Below are 20,276 nucleotides of genomic sequence, written 5' to 3'. Positions count from 1 at the left end.
TGATTGGAAATATTTAGAAATCAATTTATACGCAATAAGTTTAACAATATTTAACAGAAAAAGGGGCAACAAGCCCTTGTATAATGCGTCTATATGGTATTATTTTTGAATGTCCGTTTATATAATCTTAAATTTAAAAAAAGATGAATAGTAATATGAAGAAAATAGGGTTTACTTTACTAACCGCATTTGTTGGAGGCGCAGTGGCAATTGGAGCGTACAAGTTATTAGAACCAAACACACTGGACGGCTTAAGCCTCAGTGAAAGACAAAAAGTTTATTTTGCAAATAATCCCTCAGAGATAACGGCCTCAACGGGCGCAGTAGATTTTACACAGGCGGCAGCTGCGGTTTCGCCTGGCGTAGTTCATGTGAGAACAACCTACAGCCGTTCTAAAGGGCAAGCGGCAAACGACCCATTTGGAGATATGTTCGAAGATTTCTTTGGAAGAAGAAGACAGTCAACACCGCAAAAAAATGCACCAGCCCCAATGGGAAAAGGTTCTGGCGTAATTGTAACGGGCGATGGCTACATTATGACAAATAACCACGTAGTTGAAGATGCTGAAAAGATAGAGGTGATTTTGTCTGACAAAAGAGTGCTTGAAGCCAAAGTAATAGGAAGAGATAAAAACACCGATTTAGCATTAATAAAAATCAGTGCTACTGATTTGCCAATCGTAAAACTTGGAAACTCAGATGATGTAAGAGTGGGAGAGTGGGTATTAGCTGTTGGTTTCCCATTAACATTGGAATCTACGGTAACAGCCGGTATCGTAAGTGCAAAATCTCGTCAAATTGGTATTCTTGCACCAGAAATTGACAGAAACAGTTACGACCCTAATAATCCGCCTACAAATTCATCTATTGAATCATTTATTCAAACAGATGCGGTAATCAACAGAGGAAATAGTGGCGGCGCTTTGGTCAACACTCGTGGCGAGCTGATCGGAATCAATTCGGCCATTGCTTCCCAATCAGGAACTTATGAAGGTTACGGATTTGCGATTCCAGTAAATTTGGCTAAAAAAGTAATGGACGATTTCTTGAAATTTGGCGAAGTTAAAAGAGGATTTATTGGGGTGACGTTTCAGGAACTGAATGCGGATGTTGCAAAAGATCTTAAAGTTAGCGAAATAGACGGATTGTATATAAACTCGACGCTAGAAGACGGTGCTGCTGAAAAAGCAGGTATCAAAAAAGGAGATATCATCAAACAATTGGATGGGCAGGAAATAAGTTCATCTGCTCGTTTACAGGAAAGAGTTGGTACCATGCGTCCGGGCGATAAAATTACTTTGGGCGTATTGAGAGATGGAAAGATGAAAAACTTTAGCGTTACGCTTAAAGGCAGTGAAGGCAATAAATTAGCTAGCAACAGCAAAGAAGTTACCGAGGTTGTAAATAGCTTAGGGGCAACTTTTTCTCCCTTAACAGATGTTGCAAAGAAAAAATACGGAATCAATTCAGGTGTGGTTGTAACCAGCGTTGCACCCGGAAAAGTTTTTGACATGTACGATATGCCGAAGGGAACAGTAATTACTACCGTAAACGGTAGAGGCGTTAATAATAACGACCAGGTTGTTGCTGCGCTTAAACAAGACACTAAAATGGTTGCTCTGCAAGGTTTTGTACCAGACGGCAGTCGTTTTAGAGTAACTTTCCCTGTAAAATAAACAGCAATTCAATTTTTATCAACCTCAGTAATTCTTGTATTACTGAGGTTTTTTTTGACTAAATTTTGGCAATCGCAAAGAACATTTCACAACTATGCATTAGGAGTTTCTGAGATTAATTTACCGGGGCTGGGCACTTATCTTACAATAAAATCATTGGTATTTCCTGTCCTTTTAGCTAATTCTACTCATATTTTAAGAAAAAAAACCAAAACTCTATTTTTAACCAGTATACACCATAGCCACCAAACGTTTTCTAAATCTATATAAAAGAGGGGTTTTGGTTTCCAATTCAATCATAAAATTGCATTAAAACAACGGCACAATTACAATATCTGTAATTTTCATAGTGTAGAAACTTTATTTCTTGCCAGCATTGAATTTCATAAAAAGAAACACTAATTTAAAGGACACAAAAATAATCATGAACGTTTTACATTTAAGCGCAGAATGTTACCCAGTTGCTAAAGCCGGAGGTTTGGGCGATGTAGTGGGTGCTTTACCAAAATATCAGGTAGGTTTAGGTATGCATGCGATGGTTGCTATGCCTTTCTACGACAAAAAATTTACGCAAACTCACCAGTTCGAGTGTGTCCATAAGTCGTCATCCAAACTAGGTTATAGGAGTTTTGATTTTGAGGTTTTAAAAGAAAAAGAAAATACCTTGGGTTTTGAGCTATACCTCATCAAAATACCAGATCTTTTAGATCGCACAGAAATTTACTCGTACCCTGATGAAACCGAACAGTTTGTTGCATTTCAAATAGCCGTTTTAGATTGGATTATAGCTACAAACAAACAAATCGACGTTTTCCACTGTCATGACAATCACACTGGTCTGGTTCCTTTTTTAATTAAACATTCCAACAAATATAAAAGCTTGGCAACCACGCCTTCAGTATTTACCATACACAACGGCGAATACCAAGGTTGGATGGGTTGGGAAAAATTTCATTACCTGCCAGAAGTAAACGCCGAAAGCGGTGGCGCATTAGAATGGAACAACTGTATAAATCCTTTGGCTTCAGCGGTTAAATGTTGCTGGAAATACACTACAGTTTCTCCAAGCTATTTGGAAGAACTCCACTACAAAGCACATGGATTGGAGTTTTTGTTTGAATTGGAAAAGCACAAAGCAGTAGGAATTTTAAACGGGATAGATGTGGACGTTTGGAACCCAAAAACCGACCCCATGCTGAGCCACAATTATCAAAAAACAACTGTAAAAACTGGTAAAGAACAGAACAAGTTAGAGGTTTGTACCAAATTCAATCTAGACCCAACGAAACCCCTTTTCACATTTATTGGACGTTTGGTTATTGAAAAAGGTGCTGATAAATTGGTGGAGCTAATTAGAGAGATATTTTTACGTCATCAGGGTGAGATTAATTTCTTGATATTGGGTTCTGGAGACAAAGCCATTGAAGCAACGCTAAAAGAAGTGCAAATTTACTTGCGCAATTTCAATTGTTTTATTGGTTATGATGAGGTTTTATCCCATCAGATATATGCAAGTGCAGATTTTATTTTAATGCCATCCAGGGTTGAACCATGTGGATTAAATCAGCTGTACTCATTACGCTACGGAACTATTCCGATCGTAAGGTCTACAGGTGGCTTAAAAGATACCGTTATTGATATCAACGATAAAAACGGTTATGGTATCAGATTTGATAGTTTAGAGATTATGGAAATGGTTTATGCTATTGGCCGAGCGGTACAATTGTATCAAGACACCAAAAATCTAAATCAGATCCGCAAACAAATGATGGATCTAGATTTCTCCTGGACCAAGTCTGCCAAAGAATATTACGAATTATATAAAAGCTTAAATTAAATATTATGTTAGAATCTAAAGTTATCTCCATCATTCTTGGTGGCGGTCAAGGCTCCAGACTATCACCCTTAACCGCAACGCGTTCAAAACCTGCAGTTCCGATAGGAGGTAAATATCGCTTGGTTGATATTCCCATTTCAAACTGCATCAATTCTGATCTAATGCGAATGTTTGTACTTACGCAGTTTAATTCTGCATCGTTAAACAAACACATCAAAAACACCTATAACTTTGGTTCTTTTAGTAATGCTTTTGTAGATATACTGGCTGCAGAGCAAACTCCGGGTAACGAAGGCTGGTATCAAGGAACTGCCGATGCTGTTCGTCAAAGTTTACATCATTTAAAACAACACGATTTTGAATACGTTTTAATTCTTTCGGGAGATCAGTTATACCAAATGGATTTCCGCCACATGATTAAAAACCATATTGATAAAGGCGCAGAAATCACCATCGCAACTATTCCGGTAAATGCAAAAGACGGTACCAGTTTTGGAATTTTAAAGGCCGATGAAAACTTAAGCATCACCTCTTTTACAGAAAAGCCAAATGCCGAAAAAATTATTGGCTGGGAATCTGAAGTAGGACCAGAAATGGAAGCTCAAGGAAGAAATTACTTGGCATCCATGGGTATTTACCTATTTAACAAGAATGTTTTGATTAACATGTTAGAAGGAAATAATCGCCATGATTTCGGAAAACAGATTATTCCGGATGCGGTTGGCATCAACAAAATAATCAGCTACCAGTACGAAGGTTATTGGACAGACATTGGTAATATCGATTCATTTTTTGAAGCAAACTTAGGTTTAACGGATGACGTTCCGGAGTTTAACCTATTTGATAATTGCCCTATTTATTCGAGAGCCCGCATGTTACCACCAAGTAAAATTGGCGGAACCAGGTTAGAAAGCGTAATTATTGCCGACGGCTGTATTATTAATGCCGATGAAATTAAGCGCTCGGTAGTTGGTATCAGAAGTAGAATTGGTAAAGGCACAAAAGTGAGCAACTGCTACATTATGGGTAGTGATTATTACCAAACTATTGAGGAAATGAGAGGTGACGCGGCCGCCCATAAACCTTTAACAGGAATTGGCGAAAATAGCGTTATTGACACCGCCATCCTCGATAAAAACTGTTACATAGGCAATAATGTTTCCATAAAAGGCGGGCAGCATTTACCCGATTCTGATTGTGCAACGCACACCATTAAAGAAGGTATTATTGTAATTAAAAAAAGTGCAATTATTCCAGACGGAACGGTAATTGGGTAATTAAAAAATTAATTTAAGCATAAGGAGCTGTCTTTTAGGTAGCTCTTTTTTTGTGTCTTTATTTTTTTGGCAAAATAAAATCGTACGCTTTATTCAAATAAAATACCTAAAATTGGCTAATCAAACCAAAAATAAAACATGAAAAAATTATTAAGATTGACGGCTATACTGCTATTTGCAACCGCCGCAATTGCTACTGCCCAAGACAAAGTTTATAAAACCAATGGAGAAGTATTAGAAACCAAGGTAATAGAGATTGGGTCCACAGAAATTAAATATAAAGTATTTGCTAACCAAAACGGCCCCCTTTACACAATAGGAAAAGATCAGGTTTTTAAAATTGTTTATGAAAACGGAACGACTGAGAACATACAAAACCAAGCAATGTCTCCAACCATTTCGAGTAAAAGAGCACAAAACGTTTATGTAGAACTTGGAGCACAGGGATTAATAATGAGTGCCAATTATGACACTAGATTTAGCAATAAACGCAATGGTATTGGAGGTAGGGTTGGTATTGGAGCCATTGGTGGAGATGGAGATTCTTTTATAACTGTTCCGGTATCATTAAACTATTTACTAGGTGACGGTAAAAACTTATTTGAAGTGGGGCTTGGAGCTACTTACGCTAGTTTATCTTTAGATAATGATAGCTTTTTTGGAAATGGCGGTAGTACCGTGATTGGAACCATGGCCTTTATGTACAGGTTACAGCCTGTAACTAGCGGTTTTTCTTTTAGAGGTGGGTTTACGCCTATTTTTACTAGTGATGGATTCCAGCCATATTTCGGCATAAGCTTAGGCTATACGTTTTAAAAATAAAATCAATAAACAAAAAAGCCATTGTGCGTAGTGTACAATGGCTTTTTGGCAATATTAAAACAAAGAAATATTACTTCCTCACTTTTATCACCATTTTCTTTACTTCCCCATCGGCAATCATTGGAGCGTGAACATCTTCTGGAAAGAAAACCACGAACTGATTATCGTTTAAAGTGAAGTGCATAGTTGGCTTATCGTTAAAAAACAGAACATCTTTCTCTGGGTTATAATCGCCTTTTTGATCTTTACATTCGTTTCTGGTTTTCCACCCGATATTTTCTGTTCCGCGGATACAAACCTGGATATCAATATTCTGGTTATGGCACTCAAATTTAGCTTCTGATTCTGCTGCAGTCATCCCTGCTTTGTCAGAAACAATTGCTTTTAAACCATCTGCAATTTCGTATTTACCTACTTCTATAGTGGTTAAATCTGTTGCTTTAATGTATGCAAAAGCTTGTGCAAATAATGGGTGTACACTTGTGTATTTGTCTGCGTTTGCTAAGGTATCTATAATCATTTTTTTAGTTTGTTAGGTGGTTGGTTTGTTAGGTTGTTAGGGATTTGCGTTGTGGCAAAACTAGTCAATTAGTATCTGCTGGGTGGCGAATTAGTTCATTGTTTTCCCGAAATCCCAAACCCCAAATTCTTTTTAGTTCATTAGTCCTTCCCGTGATTAGATAGCCCCCTATCCTTCGGAGAGGGTTGGGGTGAGGCTTAATCTATTTAAAAAGTCCATGAATCAGATATTGATCATGGACTTTTTTATGCGTTAACGATAGAAGTGACATCCTTTTTTGTCCTTCGACTTCGCTCAGGGTGACAAAAAATATATAACGGATAGCGTGTTAAAACGCCCAAATCATTTCCTATCTATCTTGAAAAGTCCATGGACAATCGACCATCGTCTATAGACTATCAAATTATCTCACTACTCTACCAGAACCATCACCACCTACTAAACCTTCAACTTCTGAACGCGTAGCATGGTTTAAATCGCCTGGGATTGTATGTTTTAATGCAGAAGCAGCAACACCAAATTCTGCCGCATCTTTCATTGATTTTCCGGTTACTAAACCAAAAATGAAACCGCTTGCAAATGAATCGCCACTACCAACACGGTCAACAATACGTACTTTGTATTCTTTTGTATGGTGGAATTCGTTACCGTCGTAAACCAATGCGCTCCATCCGTTGTCAGATGCGCTATAGCTTTCTCTTAAAGTCGAAGCAATGTATTTGAAATTGAATTTCGCTTTCATTTGCTTACAAATGTCTTTAAATCCGTCTAGGTTCAACTCACCTTTGGTAACGTCTGTTTTACTGTTGTGAAAACCTAAGCTGATTTCTGCATCTTCTTCGTTACCGATACAAACATCAACATATTGGCAAAGCTCTGTCATTACTTTCTGAGCTTTTTCTTTACTCCATAATTTTTTACGGTAGTTTAAGTCGATACTGGTAGTAACGCCTCTTTCTTTTGCTGCTTTTAGTGCTGCTAAAGTTAAAGCTGCAGCTCTATCGCTTAATGCTGGGGTAATTCCAGTAGTATGGAACCAATCAGCACCTTCAAAAATTGCATCCCAATCAAATTCAGAAGCATCACACTCAGCAATTGAAGCATCTGCTCTGTCATAAATTACTTGCGAAGCTCTCATAGACGCACCAGTTTCCAAGAAATAAATTCCTAGTCTGTTTCCGCCTCTGGCAACAAACTTAGTGTCAACGCCATATCTACGTAAATGGTTGATTGCCGCTTGACCAACTGCAGTATCAGGTACTTTAGAAACGAATGTTCCGTTTAAACCATAGTTACAAATTGCTGCTGCCACGTTAGCTTCTCCGCCACCGTAGGTTACATCAAATGAATCACTCTGCACAAATCTTTTGAAATCTGGAGTTGATAATCGCATCATTATTTCTCCAAGGGTTACGACTTTTTTTGACATCGTTTGCTGTTGTTTAGTAAATTAAAAATTGGTTTATAAAAATAATTCCACCTGTATTAACCAAAAGTACGATAAAGGCTGTTACAAAAGCTCTTTTTACATGAAAATCATCGGTATCGATTGCGTAAATTAATCTACCCAACATGAACGCAAATTATCTTATAATAGCTACATTAGTTATCTCTTTAACACAAAACCTAATAAATTATACAAAAATGGATACAAAATCTATGCTTCTAAAAGCGATTACCGACCAAGGTATGCTTCCTTTATTTTTTCATGCTGATGAACAAAAAAGTATTGACATTACACAAACTGTGTATGATGCTGGTGTAAGGGTGATTGAATATACCAATAGGGGTAAAGAAGCGCTTGCTAACTTTAAAAAGTTAAAAGAAGTTGCAAAAAAAACAATGCCTGAGCTAAAATTAGGTATTGGAACAATTAAAACGCCTGCAGAAGCGCAAGATTTTATTGATGCTGGTGCTGATTTTATTGTGTGTCCAATTGTGGTGCCTGAAGTTGCAGAACTGATTAACGCTGCTGGTATTCTATGGATTCCAGGCTGTATGACGCCTACTGAAATTGCGCTTGCACAAAAGCATAATGCTGGTTTAATTAAAATTTTCCCTGCAAATATTCTAGGCCAGGAGTTTATATCTTCTATCAAAGAATTGTTTAGAGGACAGTTATTTATGCCAACAGGCGGTGTTGATTTAAGCGAAGCTAATATTTCTAGCTGGTTTAAAGCTGGTGTTTGTGCCGTAGGTATGGGCAGCAAGTTGATTAGCAAAGATGTAATGGAAAACGGAAACTACGATAAACTATCAAAAGACACCAAAGAGGTGTTGGCTTTGATTAAATCAATTAAAAACTAAAATATGAAGATTGAAAAAATGAGTAGCTACAGATGGACCATCTGTTCCCTGCTATTTTTTGCAACCACCATTAATTATCTGGACAGGCAGGTGCTTTCCTTAACTTGGAAAGATTTTATAGCTCCAGAGTTTCACTGGACCAATGATGATTACGGTAATATTACGGCCTTATTTTCTCTTTTCTATGCTGTTTCTTTGCTGTTTGCAGGGAGATTTGTGGATTGGATGGATACTAAAAAAGGTTTCCTTTGGGCTATCGGAATTTGGTCTGTAGGTGCGTGTTTACATGCTTTCTGCGGTATCGCTACTTCTGGAATAGTAACAGGCAACTGGTTCGTAGGATTTGAAGGTGCAAAAGACGCACTCAAGTTAGCCAATAATACCGGGATGGTAATGTCTGTGAGTGTGACCTTATTTATCTTCGCTCGCTTTGTTTTGGCTTTAGGAGAAGCAGGAAACTTCCCAGCTGCAATTAAAGCAACTGCAGAATATTTTCCGAAAAAAGACAGGGCATTTTCTACCAGTATTTTTAATGCTGGTGCAACCGTAGGCGCCTTGGCGGCCCCAATTTCTATTCCTTTTATAGCTAAGGCTTATGGATGGGAAATGGCTTTCCTCATTATAGGTGCGCTAGGTTTTGTTTGGATGGGATTCTGGATCTTTATGTATGAAAAACCAGAAAAACATGCTAAAGTAAACCCTCACGAACTTGATTATATTAACCAGGATATTATTGCCGACAGCAAAATAGCAGGTTATGTTGCCGAGACTACTGAAAAAGTTTCTTTTGCAGAATGCTTTAAATACAAGCAAACCTGGGCTTTCGCTTTCGGAAAGTTTATGACCGATGGCGTTTGGTGGTTCTTCTTATTCTGGACACCAGCTTACCTAAGCTCTGTTTATGGAATGGACTCTACAGAAGCGGCCTTCCCATTGTTTGTATTGTACGCCATCACCTTATTATCAATTATTGGAGGTTGGTTGCCAACTTACTTTGTTGAGAAAAAGGGGATGGATCCTTACGCCGGAAGGATGAGAGCAATGTTGATTTTTGCATTTTTTCCATTACTGGCGATGGTAGCTCAGCCTCTGGGCCATTTGACTTATTGGCTACCGGTAATTATAATTGGTATAGCAGGTGCGGCACACCAAGCATGGTCGGCAAATATTTTCACCACCGTTGGCGATATGTTCCCTAAAAAAGCAATTGCTACCATTACAGGTATTGGCGGTTTAGCTGGTGGAATAGGTTCCGTATTTATCAACAAAGGATCTGGAATGTTGTTCGATTTCAGTAAAAACACCGACATGTCATTTATGGGCTTTCACGGCATAGAAGCAGGATATTTCATTATATTCTGTGTATGTTCTGTATGCTATTTAATTGGCTGGACCGTAATGAAAACTTTGGTACCTAAGTACCAACCAATCACGATGGCTTAATTGTAAAAAGCTGTTATATTAAAAGGGCTGATTTTCTAACGAGAATCAGCCCTTTTTATGGATATAAAACGCAACAGTTTTCTAAGCCATTGGAACTTCGATTAACAACACCTTAGCGTCTGTGCTGGCTTTGATTGCAAAATTCTCTGTGTCATAAACGCCTAAAGCGTCTCTTTTTTCAAGTGTTTGGTTACTTATCTCTATTGACCCATCAATAACAAACACATAAACGCCATTTTCCTTACTTCTAAGCTTGTAATCAAGCGCCACACCAGTATTTATGTGGCTTAAAGAAAACCATGCATCCTGGTTGATAAAAATAGCGCCATCATCTTCATTTGGAGAAACAACGGTCAAAAACTTGTTTACCTTATCCTTGTCAGAAAACGATTTTTGCTCATAACGAGGCTCGATATCCTCTGCTTTAGGGAAAACCCAAATCTGTAAAAAATCAACCGGCTCCTCTTTAGAAGCATTATACTCCGAATGTTGGATACCAGATCCAGCAGACATAATCTGTACATCGCCAGATTTAATAATCTCGTCTCTCCCTGTGCTATCTTTGTGTCTCAAAGCTCCGTGTAACGGAATGCTAATAATTTCCATGTTTTTATGTCCGTGAGCACCAAAACCCATTGACTGTTCCACATGGTCGTCGTTCAACACCCTTAAAAGTCCGAAATTCATTTTCTTTGGGTCGCTATATTGACCGAAACTGAAAGAATGATGGCTCTTTAACCAACCTAAACTGTTAAAGCCTCTTTCCTTTGCTGGATGAAAAATAGTTTTCATAATACTGTCTTTAAATTACATGTTTAAACACACAAATATTATTCCAAATTTTATTGTGTATTTTTGTTGCGCAAAAAACAGCGAATCCTATGAAAGAAAAGGCAATATTGCTAGGCGCTAGCGGACTTATTGGCAGTCACTTGCTGAAGTTGTTGCTCGACAGTCCGGCTTACGGAGAGCTCACCATTTACGTGAGGAAAGCTTTACCTATTACTCATCCTAAATTAAAACAAATTGTAACAGATTTTGAAAAATTGAATGATGTAAGTGATGGCATAAATGGCACCATCGTATTTTGCTGTTTGGGTTCCACAAAAAAGAAAACGCCAAATCTAAAAGACTATAGAAAGGTAGATTATGATATTCCATTATATTTTGCCGAGCAAGCTTTAAAAAACGGTGCTCGTCAATATCATTTAGTAACCGCTATGGGAGCAAATGCACAATCTGGTAATTTTTACAGCAAAATGAAAGGCGAAATTGAAAATGCGATAAAAGTGCTCTCTTATGAAGCAATCCAAATCTATCAACCCTCCTTTTTAAAAGGTGATAGAAAAGAAAATAGACCCATGGAGAAGATCATGTTGCCCATTATGCAACTAGTAGATTTAGCACTGATTGGTCCTTTAAAGAAATATCAAAGTATTGAGTCAGCAGACGTTGCGAAGGCGATGTTTAATGAATCAATTAAAAATAAAAGAGGCATCTTTGTGCACAATTCAGAACAAATTAAAAGATTAGTGTGAGTATAGTATCAGCAGAACAATTAGGCCATGCATTTAATGACCAATGGCTTTTTAAAAATTTAACCTTCGGACTTCAACCGGGGCAAAGAGTTGCACTAGTAGGTGTAAACGGAGCAGGAAAATCTACTTTATTAAAGCTTTTAGCGGAAAAAATCAAGCCTAGCGAAGGCAAAGTTGTTAAAGCAAAAGATATCAGATTTGGTTACCTAGAACAAGACCCGAAATTCCTAGCTGGTCAAAGTATAAGCGATTTTATATTCAGTTTAGATAACCGCCAACAGCAGATTATTAGAGAATACGAGGAACTTTTAGAGCAAGAAAATCCAGACGTTAACGAGATTACTCGTTTAACAGAAGAACTAAGCAACCTAGAAGCCTGGGAATATGAGCATGAGATTAAAACGATCTTAGGTCGCTTAGATATCCATCATCTAGATCAAAAAATTGACACCCTTTCTGGAGGACAGCGAAAAAGATTAAGCTTAGCAAAGCTTTTGATTGATGAGCCAGACGTTTATGTGATTGACGAACCTACCAACCACTTAGATATAGACACGATAGAATGGTTAGAAAGCTATTTAACAAGTGGCGGAAAAACCATTTTAATGGTCACCCACGACAGGTATTTCTTAGATAATGTTTGTAATGAAATTATCGAACTAGAAAACGGTCAAGTTTATACTTACAAAGGTAAATACGCGTATTATCTAGAGAAAAAAGCAGAGCAGGACGCAAACAACAGCACCGTTTTAGCAAAAAATAAAAATCTTTTAAAGAAAGAGCTGGAGTGGATGAGAAGAATGCCACAAGCCAGAGGAACAAAATCAAAAGCAAGAATTGATGCTTTTTACGATTTAGAAGATAAAACAAAGGGTCAGTTTAACAAAGAATCTGTTAAGCTTGATGTAAAGGTTAGCAGGCAAGGAAAACAGATTGTGGAACTCCACCACGTAGCAAAAGACTTTCAGAACAAAAACATACTTAACGACTTTAGTTATGTTTTCAAAAAAGGCGATAAAATTGGTTTAACCGGCAAAAACGGAACTGGAAAATCTACACTACTTAACATCATCACCAATGAGCTTACGCCTGATAAGGGTGACGTAATTATTGGTGAAACCACGGTATTTGGGTATTATCACCAATCGGGTTTAAGCTTTGATGAAAGCGAACGAGTGATTGATGTAGTAAAAAACATTGCAGAGTTCATTGTAATGTCTGATGGAAAAACAATTTCTGCGTCGCAACTTTTAACGCATTTCTTGTTTCCTCCAAAAAAACAACATGGTTTTGTAAGCTTATTGAGTGGTGGCGAAAAGAAACGCTTGCATTTGATGAAGGTGCTTATCAAAAATCCTAACTTTTTGATATTAGATGAGCCCACCAACGACTTAGATATTGACACATTGAACGTATTAGAGGAGTTTTTAGAAAACTATCCTGGCGTTCTTTTATTGGTTTCTCACGATAGGTATTTGGTAGACAAATTAACCGATCAGTTATTCGTATTAGAAGGAAATGGTGAAGTAAGGATTTTTAACGGAAACTATTCATCATACAGAGAAGAAGCGGAACAGCTAAAAAGCCAAACAAAAGACAATAAGCCAGCCCCTACTCCTCAAATTGAAAAAGAAGTTGTTAAAACAAAGCTCTCTTATAAAGAGAAATTAGAGCTTGATGGATTAGAGGATGAGATTTCTAAACTAGAAAGCTTAATTTCTACGTTAACAAACAAACTTAACAACGAATCGAACCACGAAGAGCTAATTAAAATTTCTGCAGAAATTGAGAACTCAAACAAGTTATTAGAAGAAAAAACGTTAAGATGGCTAAGTCTTAGCGAAGCATGAACACAGCAAACTGGATAGCTACCATTGGTGTTACTATATTACTTACGGCATTTTTCCTAAACATTACAGGAAGGTTAAGTACAGAAAACAAACTTATAGTTCACTTAATCTTTTAGGAGGCGTTTTAAGCGCCTCAGTATCTTGGATAGCTGGCTTCTATCCATTTGTTGTTTTAAATATAATATGGTCGATCACAGCGCTCGCATTTCTATTAAAGAGACGCGTTCCACGTGAAACAAAATAAAACTTGTGGAATTGTTCCACGTGAAACAAAACAAAATGTTTAAAAAATATAATGTAATTGTTGTTGGCGCCGGCCATGCAGGCTGTGAAGCGGCGGCAGCAGCAGCAAACTTAGGTTCGTCAGTTTTACTGGTAACCATGAACATGGGCACTATCGCTCAAATGAGTTGCAATCCAGCGATGGGTGGTGTAGCAAAAGGACAAATAGTTAGGGAAATAGATGCAATGGGTGGTCAATCGGGTATAATCTCTGACAAAACCTCTATCCAGTTTCGCATGCTCAACAAATCTAAAGGTCCGGCTATGTGGTCGCCAAGAGCGCAAATCGACCGAATGCGGTTTGCTGAGGAGTGGCGCCTGACTTTAGAACAAACACCAAACGTTGACTTTTGGCAAGATATGGTTTCATCTATTATCGTAAAAGATGGAAAAGCTTGTGGCGTTATTACGTCATTAGGGATAGAGATTGAAGCAGATGCGGTGGTGTTAACTAATGGAACTTTCTTAAATGGAGTAATTCACATTGGTGAGAAAAAAATGGGTGGCGGAAGAACAGCAGAAAGAGCTGCGACCGGAATTACCGAACAATTGGTAGAACTTGGCTTTGAGTCGGGACGTATGAAAACCGGAACACCTCCACGTGTAGACGGCAGATCTCTGGATTATTCTAAAATGGAGGAACAATGGGGAGATGTTGGTGGTGGAAAATTTTCTTATACCGATACCACAATGAATCCGGAGCAAAGGTGCTGTTGGATAACCTACACAAACTCCGAAGTACACGAAGAATTGAAAGAAGGTTTCGAAAAATCCCCGATGTTTACCGGAAGAATCAAAGGCTTAGGCCCAAGATATTGCCCATCAATTGAGGATAAAATCAATCGCTTTGCCGAACGTGAGCGTCATCAAATATTTGTTGAACCAGAAGGATGGAATACCGTGGAAATTTATGTTAATGGGTTTTCTACATCGTTGCCAGAAGAGGTGCAGCACAAAGCATTAAAGAAAATCTCTGGCTTTGAAAACGTAAAAATGTTTAGACCTGGTTATGCCATAGAGTACGACTTCTTCCCTCCTACGCAATTAGATCTTTCTTTGGAAACAAAATTGATTCCCCATTTATACTTCGCCGGGCAAATCAATGGTACTACCGGTTACGAGGAAGCTGCGGCACAAGGTTTTGTTGCCGGCATAAATGCACACCAAAAAATAAATCAAAAAGAACCGCTTATCCTTAAAAGATCAGAATCTTATATTGGTGTTTTAATAGATGATTTAGTGACAAAAGGAACCGAGGAACCTTATCGTATGTTTACTTCTAGAGCAGAGCATAGGTTGCTATTACGTCAAGATAATGCAGATGAAAGGCTGACCCCTATTGCACATAAATTAGGATTGGTAGGCGATGAACGTTTAGCTAAAGTAGATCAAAAGATTGCAAACGCTTTGGCTATTATCAAATTTTCAAAAGAATTATCTGTTGTAAAAGATCTAGCGAACCCAATTTTGGAAGAACTGGGTACTTCTCCCGTACTGCAGAATACTAAGATCCATAACTTACTAGGTCGCCCTCAATTGAGCATTAATGATCTTAGAAAAATGTCTGCTAAGTTTGATGATTATTTAAATTCTTTTGACCGTGAAACGATAGAGCAAGCCGAGATTAAAATAAAATACGATAGTTACTTTGAAAAAGAATTAGAGATTATAGACAAGATGAAAAAAATGGAGGACAAAGAAATAAATCCAGAATTCAATTATCATAGTCTAAATTCACTATCAAAAGAAGCCCGAGAAAAGTTGATGAAAATAAAACCTCGTACATTAGGTCAGGCATCTCGAATTTCCGGAGTAACACCGTCGGATATCTCAGTTTTAATGGTACATATTAGCAGATAAATATAAAACACTAATAATCAAACAGTTGTGAGCATCTCAGATAAACGATTATTTTCAGTTTTTAAACATCTTTATCGTAAAATCACGAAATTGCTTTAAATCGCTTAAAAATAGCCTTTAATAAAACATGTATAAAAAAACGCAAAACATAGCTCTCCTTTTGTGCACAATGCTCTGCGTTGCATGCGCAAGTTTGCAAACTCCAGAAGGCGGACCTCGAGATCAGGCAGCACCGAAAGTTTTAGTAGAAAGTCCAAAGAATCTAAAAAGGAATTTTAAAGGGAAAAAAATCGAAATTACTTTCGACGAATATTTCAAACTTAGTAACGAGTTTACCGAAGTTAGTATTTCTCCTGCTCAAGAAATTCCGCCTCTTTTAAAAATTAAACAAAAAACCTTAATTATTAATTTCAAAGATTCTTTAGAGGCAAACACCACCTACACGGTAAATTTTGGAAAAGCAATTCAAGATGTAAACGAATCTAACGTTCTAAAAAATTACAGCTACGTTTTTTCTACCGGCGATAAACTTGATTCCCTACAAATTAATGGAAAAGTAATTAGTGCAAATGACAACAAAGAGGTGAAAGAAGTAACGGTCTTTATTTTACCCATTTCACGAGATTCCATATTTGGTAAAAAGAAACCTTCCATATATACCACAACAGATAGTGCCGGAAATTTTAGTCTCAAAAATCTAAGAGAAGATAAATACCGAATATATGCTTTGAAAGAAACTGCAGCGGATCGCATCTACAACTCTCCAAATGAAGAAATCGCTTTCCTAAAAGATTCTATTCATTTAACTAAAGATACCTCTGGTACTGTACTGAAACTGTTTAAAGAGATTCCAGAACGTTTTAGAACCACCGACAGAAAGCTAGAACCAGATGGTAAAATTTCTATGGTTTTTAACCGCCCAATAAATAAACCGAATATTAGTTTCCTAGACAACAACAGCATTAAGGACCCTATAATCGAATTTAGCCCTAAAGGGGATAGTTTATCACTATGGTTGCGGGAAATAGCATTCGACTCTTTAAAAGTGGTGATAAACGAAGATAAAACGGTTTTAGATACCCTTACTTTTAGACGTAGTCAAAAGGATGAGTACAAGCGAACAATTCTCTTCAATAATAATTTATCTGCCGGGAAAATTGCTCCAAAACAAACATTGAACCTAACTTTTAATCTGCCTATTGATAAAATAGACCAAAGTAGGGTTGGTCTTTATGTTGACTCCACTAAACTGCAAGGGCTTAGCATAAAGCGGTTACCACCTTCGGAAAGAAAATTTGAAATAGATTATAAATGGCAAATCAAAAAACCATACACACTTGTTTTAGAAGATGAGGCGGTAACAGACATTTATGGAACATCAAATAAAGAGCTTAAACTCCAATTTACGTTAGACGAAATCGAGAACTACGGAAACTTAAGTTTGAAAGTAAGCAAAACCGATAGTCTTAAAAATTACATTGTTCAATTAATTAACGCCACGGGTGGCGTGTATCGTCAGAACCGAATTACTAAAAACACCACTTTACAGTATAATTATATACCAACCAATAAGTATTTGGTTAAAGTTATTGAAGACATTAATAACAACGGCGAATATGATACTGGTAATGTGCGTTTAAAGCGCCAGCCTGAAAAGATTTATATCTTTGATAAGGAAATTGTAACAAGAGCCAACTGGGATAGAGAGGAAGCGATTGTAATTCCTGCCGAGTTTTAATTTATCGAGTTGTATTTAAAATATTAATTATGAAATCTGTCTTATTTATTTTCGTAACACTATTATTCACTGGTTTTACCGTTAAAGCTCAGACTGCTAAAAGCAACGTTATATTAGCGTCTAAAATTTTCTCGGATAGCTTGCAAAACAACCCAGCGCTCGTTCTTTTAGATGTACGTACACCAGAAGAATTTAGCGAGGGCCATTTAAAAAATGCCTTAAACTACGATTTTAAAAGCGCTGATTTTAAAGCTAAAATTGTGGAGCTGGACAAAGCCAAGACTTATTATTTGTATTGCAAAAGCGGTAAAAGAAGCGCCGCTGCTACCGCAGAAATGCGTTCAAACGGTTTTAAGAGTATTTATGAGTTAGACGGAGGAATAACAAAATGGGTAGCGGATGGCATGCAAACGGTAAAGGAAATTGGTAAACACTAAGTTTCCTCAGAGATCTAACGTATTGAAAATTTGTGCATAAATGGCATTAATTGCAGAACCGATGTCGCACCGCACTCAATTAAATAATTAACGAAAAACCTGAGTTGAACCACCGTCAGCCATTTATGCACAAATTGCTGTTACAGGTAGTGCTGTTTGCCATTTTTAAACACCCACACTAAGCCTGAGGTGTCCGCCCAATCCTTCACGAACAATTCTCATCAAAGTCGAAAGTCGAATATCGCTTGCATTGTTTTCAATTCTCGAAATATACGTCTTTGTCGTACCACATTTTTCGGCTAATTGTTCTTGGGTTAAACCTTGTTCTTTACGAAGTTCTTGAATCATAACACCTAATTGAAATGCTTCAAAACCTGCTTCGTAAGCTTCTCTGGTACTTGTCCCTGCTTTACCATATTGTTCGTCCAAATGGTTGGTAAAGGAGGTCAGATTATTATTTGTCTTTTTCATCGAAATATTGTTTTTTAAGTTTTTCAGCAAGCTCTAATTCATTTTTCGGTGTCTTTTGGGTTTTCTTCTGAAACCCGTTCAAAAGGATTATTAGTTTTCCTTTATCGAAGAATGAGAATACCCTAAATATATCCGAACCGACTTCTACGCGAATTTCAAAAATTCCAGAAGAACCTGTCATGTGGTCAAAATATTTCTTCGGAACCCTGTCGATAGTAGAAATGAGCTGTAAAGTCCAGTTCATTTTTTTCTTGACTTCTGGCTTCAGTGTTTCAAAGAAGTCGAGATAGTAGTTTTTGTAATAAAATATTTCTCTTATGAATTTTTCTTGCACAAAACAAAGTTAGCTAATTAGATAACAAATTACAAGATTCGGAAAACTTTAATTCAGTACTTCGGTCGTTTGTAGCCTTACCTATAACGGTTTGTAGATTGGCGATGGGCGGGCTTTTTAGCACAAGAGTTTGTTCGGAGAACTGAACTTTTGGTTACCACAAAACTGTCAAGCGAAGACGAAACCCCGCCTATTGCCAATGTGCTGTGTGTGGCTGGCATTTTTACCCATTTTCTTTTTTACATATTATATACCAAAATTTTTGTTTAGGCTTTCCTTCTACGTCAATTTCTGGTTCATTAATTTCTTCTGTCTCAACCAAACCGAAGTTTTCAAAATCTCTTTTTATTGAACCTGAATCATAAAAAAATAATATCAGGCCTTTCCACGGTTCAAAAGTGTCTTTGGAAATTTCAGTTCCTTGTCCAAACCTAAAATCGTTTTTTGAAATTGTCACAAAAACCATATATCCATTTGGTTTTAGTTGATTATAGCAATCTTCAATAAGTTTTATTCTGTCTTTGTCGTTAAGTAAATGAATTAAGGAATAACAATAAATTCCATCATACATTTCTTTGTCGAACGGCATAGCACTTACCGAACCTTGGTAAATTATTACACTTTCGTTAAATTGTTTATTTGCAATGTCAATTGCAGTTTCAGATATTTCAATGCCTGTTACATTAAAGCCATTGTCAATAAAATATTTGGCATTTCGTCCATACCCAAAACCTGGAATTAGAATGTTTTTTATTTCGTTGTTATTAAATAATTTCAATGTCCTAATAACTGAATCTGCTGGCTCCCAACCCCACATTTCTTGGTTGTCTTTAAAACTGTTCTCCCAAAAATTTGTCATATCATTTACTGTTTTGTCTATGTGTTTGTGTCGGTATTATGCTTGCCACTAACGTTTTGCGAATTTGTGTTGTAATGGCATAGAAAGCAAAAACTTGTCTGCCCGTATAAACTTGGTTAATTGCGATGAAATAACGTAAAGCAGTTCAGCCATTATAATGCAAATTTGTGGTGTGTGCCTTGCATGCACTCCCATTGCTACAGCTAAAGTAGTGATAAAATCTAGAGGGTGAAAGTCCCTTATCGGCAAGTCGGATAATAATATTCTGAGCCGATTAGCTAGTGGCAAGCTGGTTCTGCGTGAGCAAGCAGTGAAGGAAGCCGAACGGCAAAAGTCTGTACCGAGGAACACAAAGCGCATAAGAGGCTGGTCATTCTGGGTAAGCATGCACAGCAATGCGAAGCCTTTAAACCGACAGGAACGATCAGTAGATGCGTCGGGAATAGACGGAAAGAGGGAGTGCTTACCGAGGGAGGTCTCTTAGGCTACGGGTTTAGCCACAAAGAGAAGTCAGCAGAAGTCATAGTACCTGTGGCAACGAGGTGCCAACAAACGGCACATGGTCTCACAACCAGGGAAGGACCGAACGTAAACTGGTTCTTAATTTACAACGGAATTGCGCAAGCTATAGCCCTGTAAAAGCGGAACAGGAAGAACAAAATGTAAAACAAAAGCAGAAAAAAAATTGATTGCACAGGTACTACGTCCACAGAACCTCCAAAAGGCATTACAACAAGTAATAGCCAATAAAGGAAGTGCGGGCATCGATGGTCTAAAAACCACCGAGCTAAAAGCCTATGTACAAAAACATAGGGGAGCACTTCTGGAAACAGTAAAGGACAACCAATACTTACCGCAATCCATCCTGGGAGTAGAGATACCCAAAGGCGGAGGAAAATTCCGTTTACTGGGTATCCCCACAACTGTAGACCGCCTGCTACAGCAAGCCGTATCACAGGTTTTAATGCCAAAGTTTGAGTATGAGTTCCATGAGAACAGCTATGGCTTTAGACCCTACAAAAGCG

At 37.6% G+C, this 20,276-nt stretch carries 17 protein-coding genes and 1 pseudogene; 12 read left to right on the top strand and 6 right to left on the bottom strand.

Going from position 1 to position 20,276, the window contains the following annotated elements; genetic code table 11:
- Positions 1-143 precede the first annotated feature (143 nt).
- From B176_RS0100095 to B176_RS20015, 4 genes are all read left to right on the top strand, one after another.
- Positions 144-1,676, top strand: coding sequence for a Do family serine endopeptidase (locus tag B176_RS0100095; protein ID WP_017256733.1), 1,533 nt, complete (start codon positions 144-146; stop codon positions 1,674-1,676).
- Positions 1,677-2,100: 424 nt separating this feature from the next.
- Positions 2,101-3,513: a glycogen synthase gene (locus B176_RS0100090; protein ID WP_026063055.1), complete on the top strand. Its 1,413-nt coding sequence runs from the start codon at positions 2,101-2,103 to the stop codon at positions 3,511-3,513.
- Positions 3,514-3,518: 5 nt separating this feature from the next.
- Positions 3,519-4,790, top strand: a complete 1,272-nt coding sequence (locus B176_RS0100085) for a glucose-1-phosphate adenylyltransferase (RefSeq protein ID WP_017256731.1) — start codon at positions 3,519-3,521, stop codon at positions 4,788-4,790.
- Positions 4,791-4,928: 138 nt separating this feature from the next.
- A complete protein-coding gene (locus B176_RS20015) occupies positions 4,929-5,606 on the top strand; it encodes a hypothetical protein (protein ID WP_017256730.1) in 678 nt (225 codons plus the stop codon).
- A gap of 76 nt (positions 5,607-5,682) precedes the next feature.
- Here the strand turns inward: B176_RS20015 and B176_RS0100075 are convergent, their stop codons facing one another.
- Positions 5,683-6,132: a YhcH/YjgK/YiaL family protein gene (locus B176_RS0100075; RefSeq protein ID WP_017256729.1), complete on the bottom strand. Its 450-nt coding sequence runs from the start codon at positions 6,130-6,132 to the stop codon at positions 5,683-5,685.
- A gap of 403 nt (positions 6,133-6,535) precedes the next feature.
- Complete coding sequence (locus B176_RS0100070; RefSeq protein WP_017256728.1) at positions 6,536-7,561, bottom strand: sugar kinase; 1,026 nt, start codon at positions 7,559-7,561, stop codon at positions 6,536-6,538.
- Positions 7,562-7,776: 215 nt separating this feature from the next.
- Between B176_RS0100070 and B176_RS0100060 the strand changes: the two genes are divergently transcribed.
- Both B176_RS0100060 and B176_RS0100055 read left to right on the top strand, forming a co-directional pair.
- Positions 7,777-8,439, top strand: a complete 663-nt coding sequence (locus B176_RS0100060; RefSeq protein WP_026063054.1) for a beta/alpha barrel domain-containing protein — start codon at positions 7,777-7,779, stop codon at positions 8,437-8,439.
- A 3-nt stretch (positions 8,440-8,442) separates the two neighbouring features.
- Entirely contained in the window at positions 8,443-9,882 is a 1,440-nt protein-coding gene (locus tag B176_RS0100055; RefSeq protein ID WP_017256725.1) for an MFS transporter, read from the top strand.
- An 81-nt stretch (positions 9,883-9,963) separates the two neighbouring features.
- Here B176_RS0100055 and B176_RS0100050 read toward each other — a convergent pair whose 3' ends face one another.
- Positions 9,964-10,674 (bottom strand): pirin family protein, encoded by a 711-nt coding sequence (locus tag B176_RS0100050; RefSeq protein ID WP_017256724.1) that lies wholly within the window; start codon positions 10,672-10,674, stop codon positions 9,964-9,966.
- Between the two features lie 89 nt (positions 10,675-10,763).
- On the opposite strand from B176_RS0100050, the gene B176_RS0100045 reads away from it, so the two are divergent.
- The 5 genes from B176_RS0100045 (at position 10,764) to B176_RS18690 (ending at position 17,587) form a co-directional block, all read left to right on the top strand.
- On the top strand, positions 10,764-11,420 hold the full coding sequence (locus B176_RS0100045; protein WP_017256723.1) for an NAD(P)H-binding protein: 657 nt from the start codon (positions 10,764-10,766) through the stop codon (positions 11,418-11,420).
- Complete coding sequence (gene abc-f / locus B176_RS0100040; RefSeq protein ID WP_017256722.1) at positions 11,417-13,270, top strand: ribosomal protection-like ABC-F family protein; 1,854 nt, start codon at positions 11,417-11,419, stop codon at positions 13,268-13,270. Before B176_RS0100045 ends, abc-f begins: the two co-directional genes overlap by 4 nt.
- A 279-nt stretch (positions 13,271-13,549) precedes the next feature.
- Positions 13,550-15,412 (top strand): tRNA uridine-5-carboxymethylaminomethyl(34) synthesis enzyme MnmG, encoded by a 1,863-nt coding sequence (gene mnmG, locus B176_RS0100035; RefSeq protein ID WP_017256721.1) that lies wholly within the window; start codon positions 13,550-13,552, stop codon positions 15,410-15,412.
- Between the two features lie 127 nt (positions 15,413-15,539).
- Positions 15,540-17,150 (top strand): Ig-like domain-containing domain, encoded by a 1,611-nt coding sequence (locus B176_RS0100030; protein WP_026063053.1) that lies wholly within the window; start codon positions 15,540-15,542, stop codon positions 17,148-17,150.
- 29 nt (positions 17,151-17,179) lie between these two features.
- Positions 17,180-17,587, top strand: a complete 408-nt coding sequence (locus tag B176_RS18690; protein ID WP_017256719.1) for a rhodanese-like domain-containing protein — start codon at positions 17,180-17,182, stop codon at positions 17,585-17,587.
- Positions 17,588-17,752: 165 nt separating this feature from the next.
- On the opposite strand, the gene B176_RS0100020 is transcribed toward B176_RS18690, so the two are convergent.
- From B176_RS0100020 to B176_RS0100010, 3 genes are all read right to left on the bottom strand, one after another.
- Positions 17,753-18,058 carry a helix-turn-helix domain-containing protein gene (locus tag B176_RS0100020; RefSeq protein WP_017256718.1) on the bottom strand — a complete coding sequence of 102 codons (306 nt, stop codon included), beginning with the start codon at positions 18,056-18,058 and terminating at the stop codon, positions 17,753-17,755.
- Positions 18,042-18,392: a type II toxin-antitoxin system RelE/ParE family toxin gene (locus B176_RS0100015; RefSeq protein ID WP_017256717.1), complete on the bottom strand. Its 351-nt coding sequence runs from the start codon at positions 18,390-18,392 to the stop codon at positions 18,042-18,044. Before B176_RS0100015 ends, B176_RS0100020 begins: the two co-directional genes overlap by 17 nt.
- A gap of 223 nt (positions 18,393-18,615) precedes the next feature.
- Entirely contained in the window at positions 18,616-19,251 is a 636-nt protein-coding gene (locus B176_RS0100010) for a class I SAM-dependent methyltransferase (protein ID WP_017256716.1), read from the bottom strand.
- Positions 19,252-19,936: 685 nt separating this feature from the next.
- On the opposite strand from B176_RS0100010, the pseudogene B176_RS0100005 reads away from it, so the two are divergent.
- Positions 19,937-20,276, top strand: a pseudogene (locus B176_RS0100005) (group II intron reverse transcriptase/maturase); the annotation flags it as partial.

The sequence above is a fragment of the Pedobacter arcticus A12 genome (genome assembly GCF_000302595.1).
GTDB lineage: Bacteria > Bacteroidota > Bacteroidia > Sphingobacteriales > Sphingobacteriaceae > Pseudopedobacter > Pseudopedobacter arcticus.
Note: the sequence above shows the minus strand (reverse complement) of the source record. Positions and strands in the feature narration are given on the sequence as shown.

Excerpts from the sequence above, each read along its gene's own strand:
- B176_RS0100095 (WP_017256733.1), top strand. The coding sequence starts at position 144 with ATGAATAGTAATATGAAGAAAATAGGGTTTACTTTACTAACCGCATTT.
- B176_RS0100090 (WP_026063055.1), top strand. The coding sequence starts at position 2,101 with ATGAACGTTTTACATTTAAGCGCAGAATGTTACCCAGTTGCTAAAGCC.
- B176_RS0100085 (WP_017256731.1), top strand. The coding sequence starts at position 3,519 with ATGTTAGAATCTAAAGTTATCTCCATCATTCTTGGTGGCGGTCAAGGC.
- B176_RS20015 (WP_017256730.1), top strand. The coding sequence starts at position 4,929 with ATGAAAAAATTATTAAGATTGACGGCTATACTGCTATTTGCAACCGCC.
- B176_RS0100075 (WP_017256729.1), bottom strand. The coding sequence starts at position 6,132 with ATGATTATAGATACCTTAGCAAACGCAGACAAATACACAAGTGTACAC.
- B176_RS0100070 (WP_017256728.1), bottom strand. The coding sequence starts at position 7,561 with ATGTCAAAAAAAGTCGTAACCCTTGGAGAAATAATGATGCGATTATCA.
- B176_RS0100060 (WP_026063054.1), top strand. The coding sequence starts at position 7,777 with ATGGATACAAAATCTATGCTTCTAAAAGCGATTACCGACCAAGGTATG.
- B176_RS0100055 (WP_017256725.1), top strand. The coding sequence starts at position 8,443 with ATGAAGATTGAAAAAATGAGTAGCTACAGATGGACCATCTGTTCCCTG.
- B176_RS0100050 (WP_017256724.1), bottom strand. The coding sequence starts at position 10,674 with ATGAAAACTATTTTTCATCCAGCAAAGGAAAGAGGCTTTAACAGTTTA.
- B176_RS0100045 (WP_017256723.1), top strand. The coding sequence starts at position 10,764 with ATGAAAGAAAAGGCAATATTGCTAGGCGCTAGCGGACTTATTGGCAGT.
- mnmG (WP_017256721.1), top strand. The coding sequence starts at position 13,550 with ATGTTTAAAAAATATAATGTAATTGTTGTTGGCGCCGGCCATGCAGGC.
- B176_RS0100030 (WP_026063053.1), top strand. The coding sequence starts at position 15,540 with ATGTATAAAAAAACGCAAAACATAGCTCTCCTTTTGTGCACAATGCTC.
- B176_RS18690 (WP_017256719.1), top strand. The coding sequence starts at position 17,180 with ATGAAATCTGTCTTATTTATTTTCGTAACACTATTATTCACTGGTTTT.
- B176_RS0100020 (WP_017256718.1), bottom strand. The coding sequence starts at position 18,058 with ATGAAAAAGACAAATAATAATCTGACCTCCTTTACCAACCATTTGGAC.
- B176_RS0100010 (WP_017256716.1), bottom strand. The coding sequence starts at position 19,251 with ATGACAAATTTTTGGGAGAACAGTTTTAAAGACAACCAAGAAATGTGG.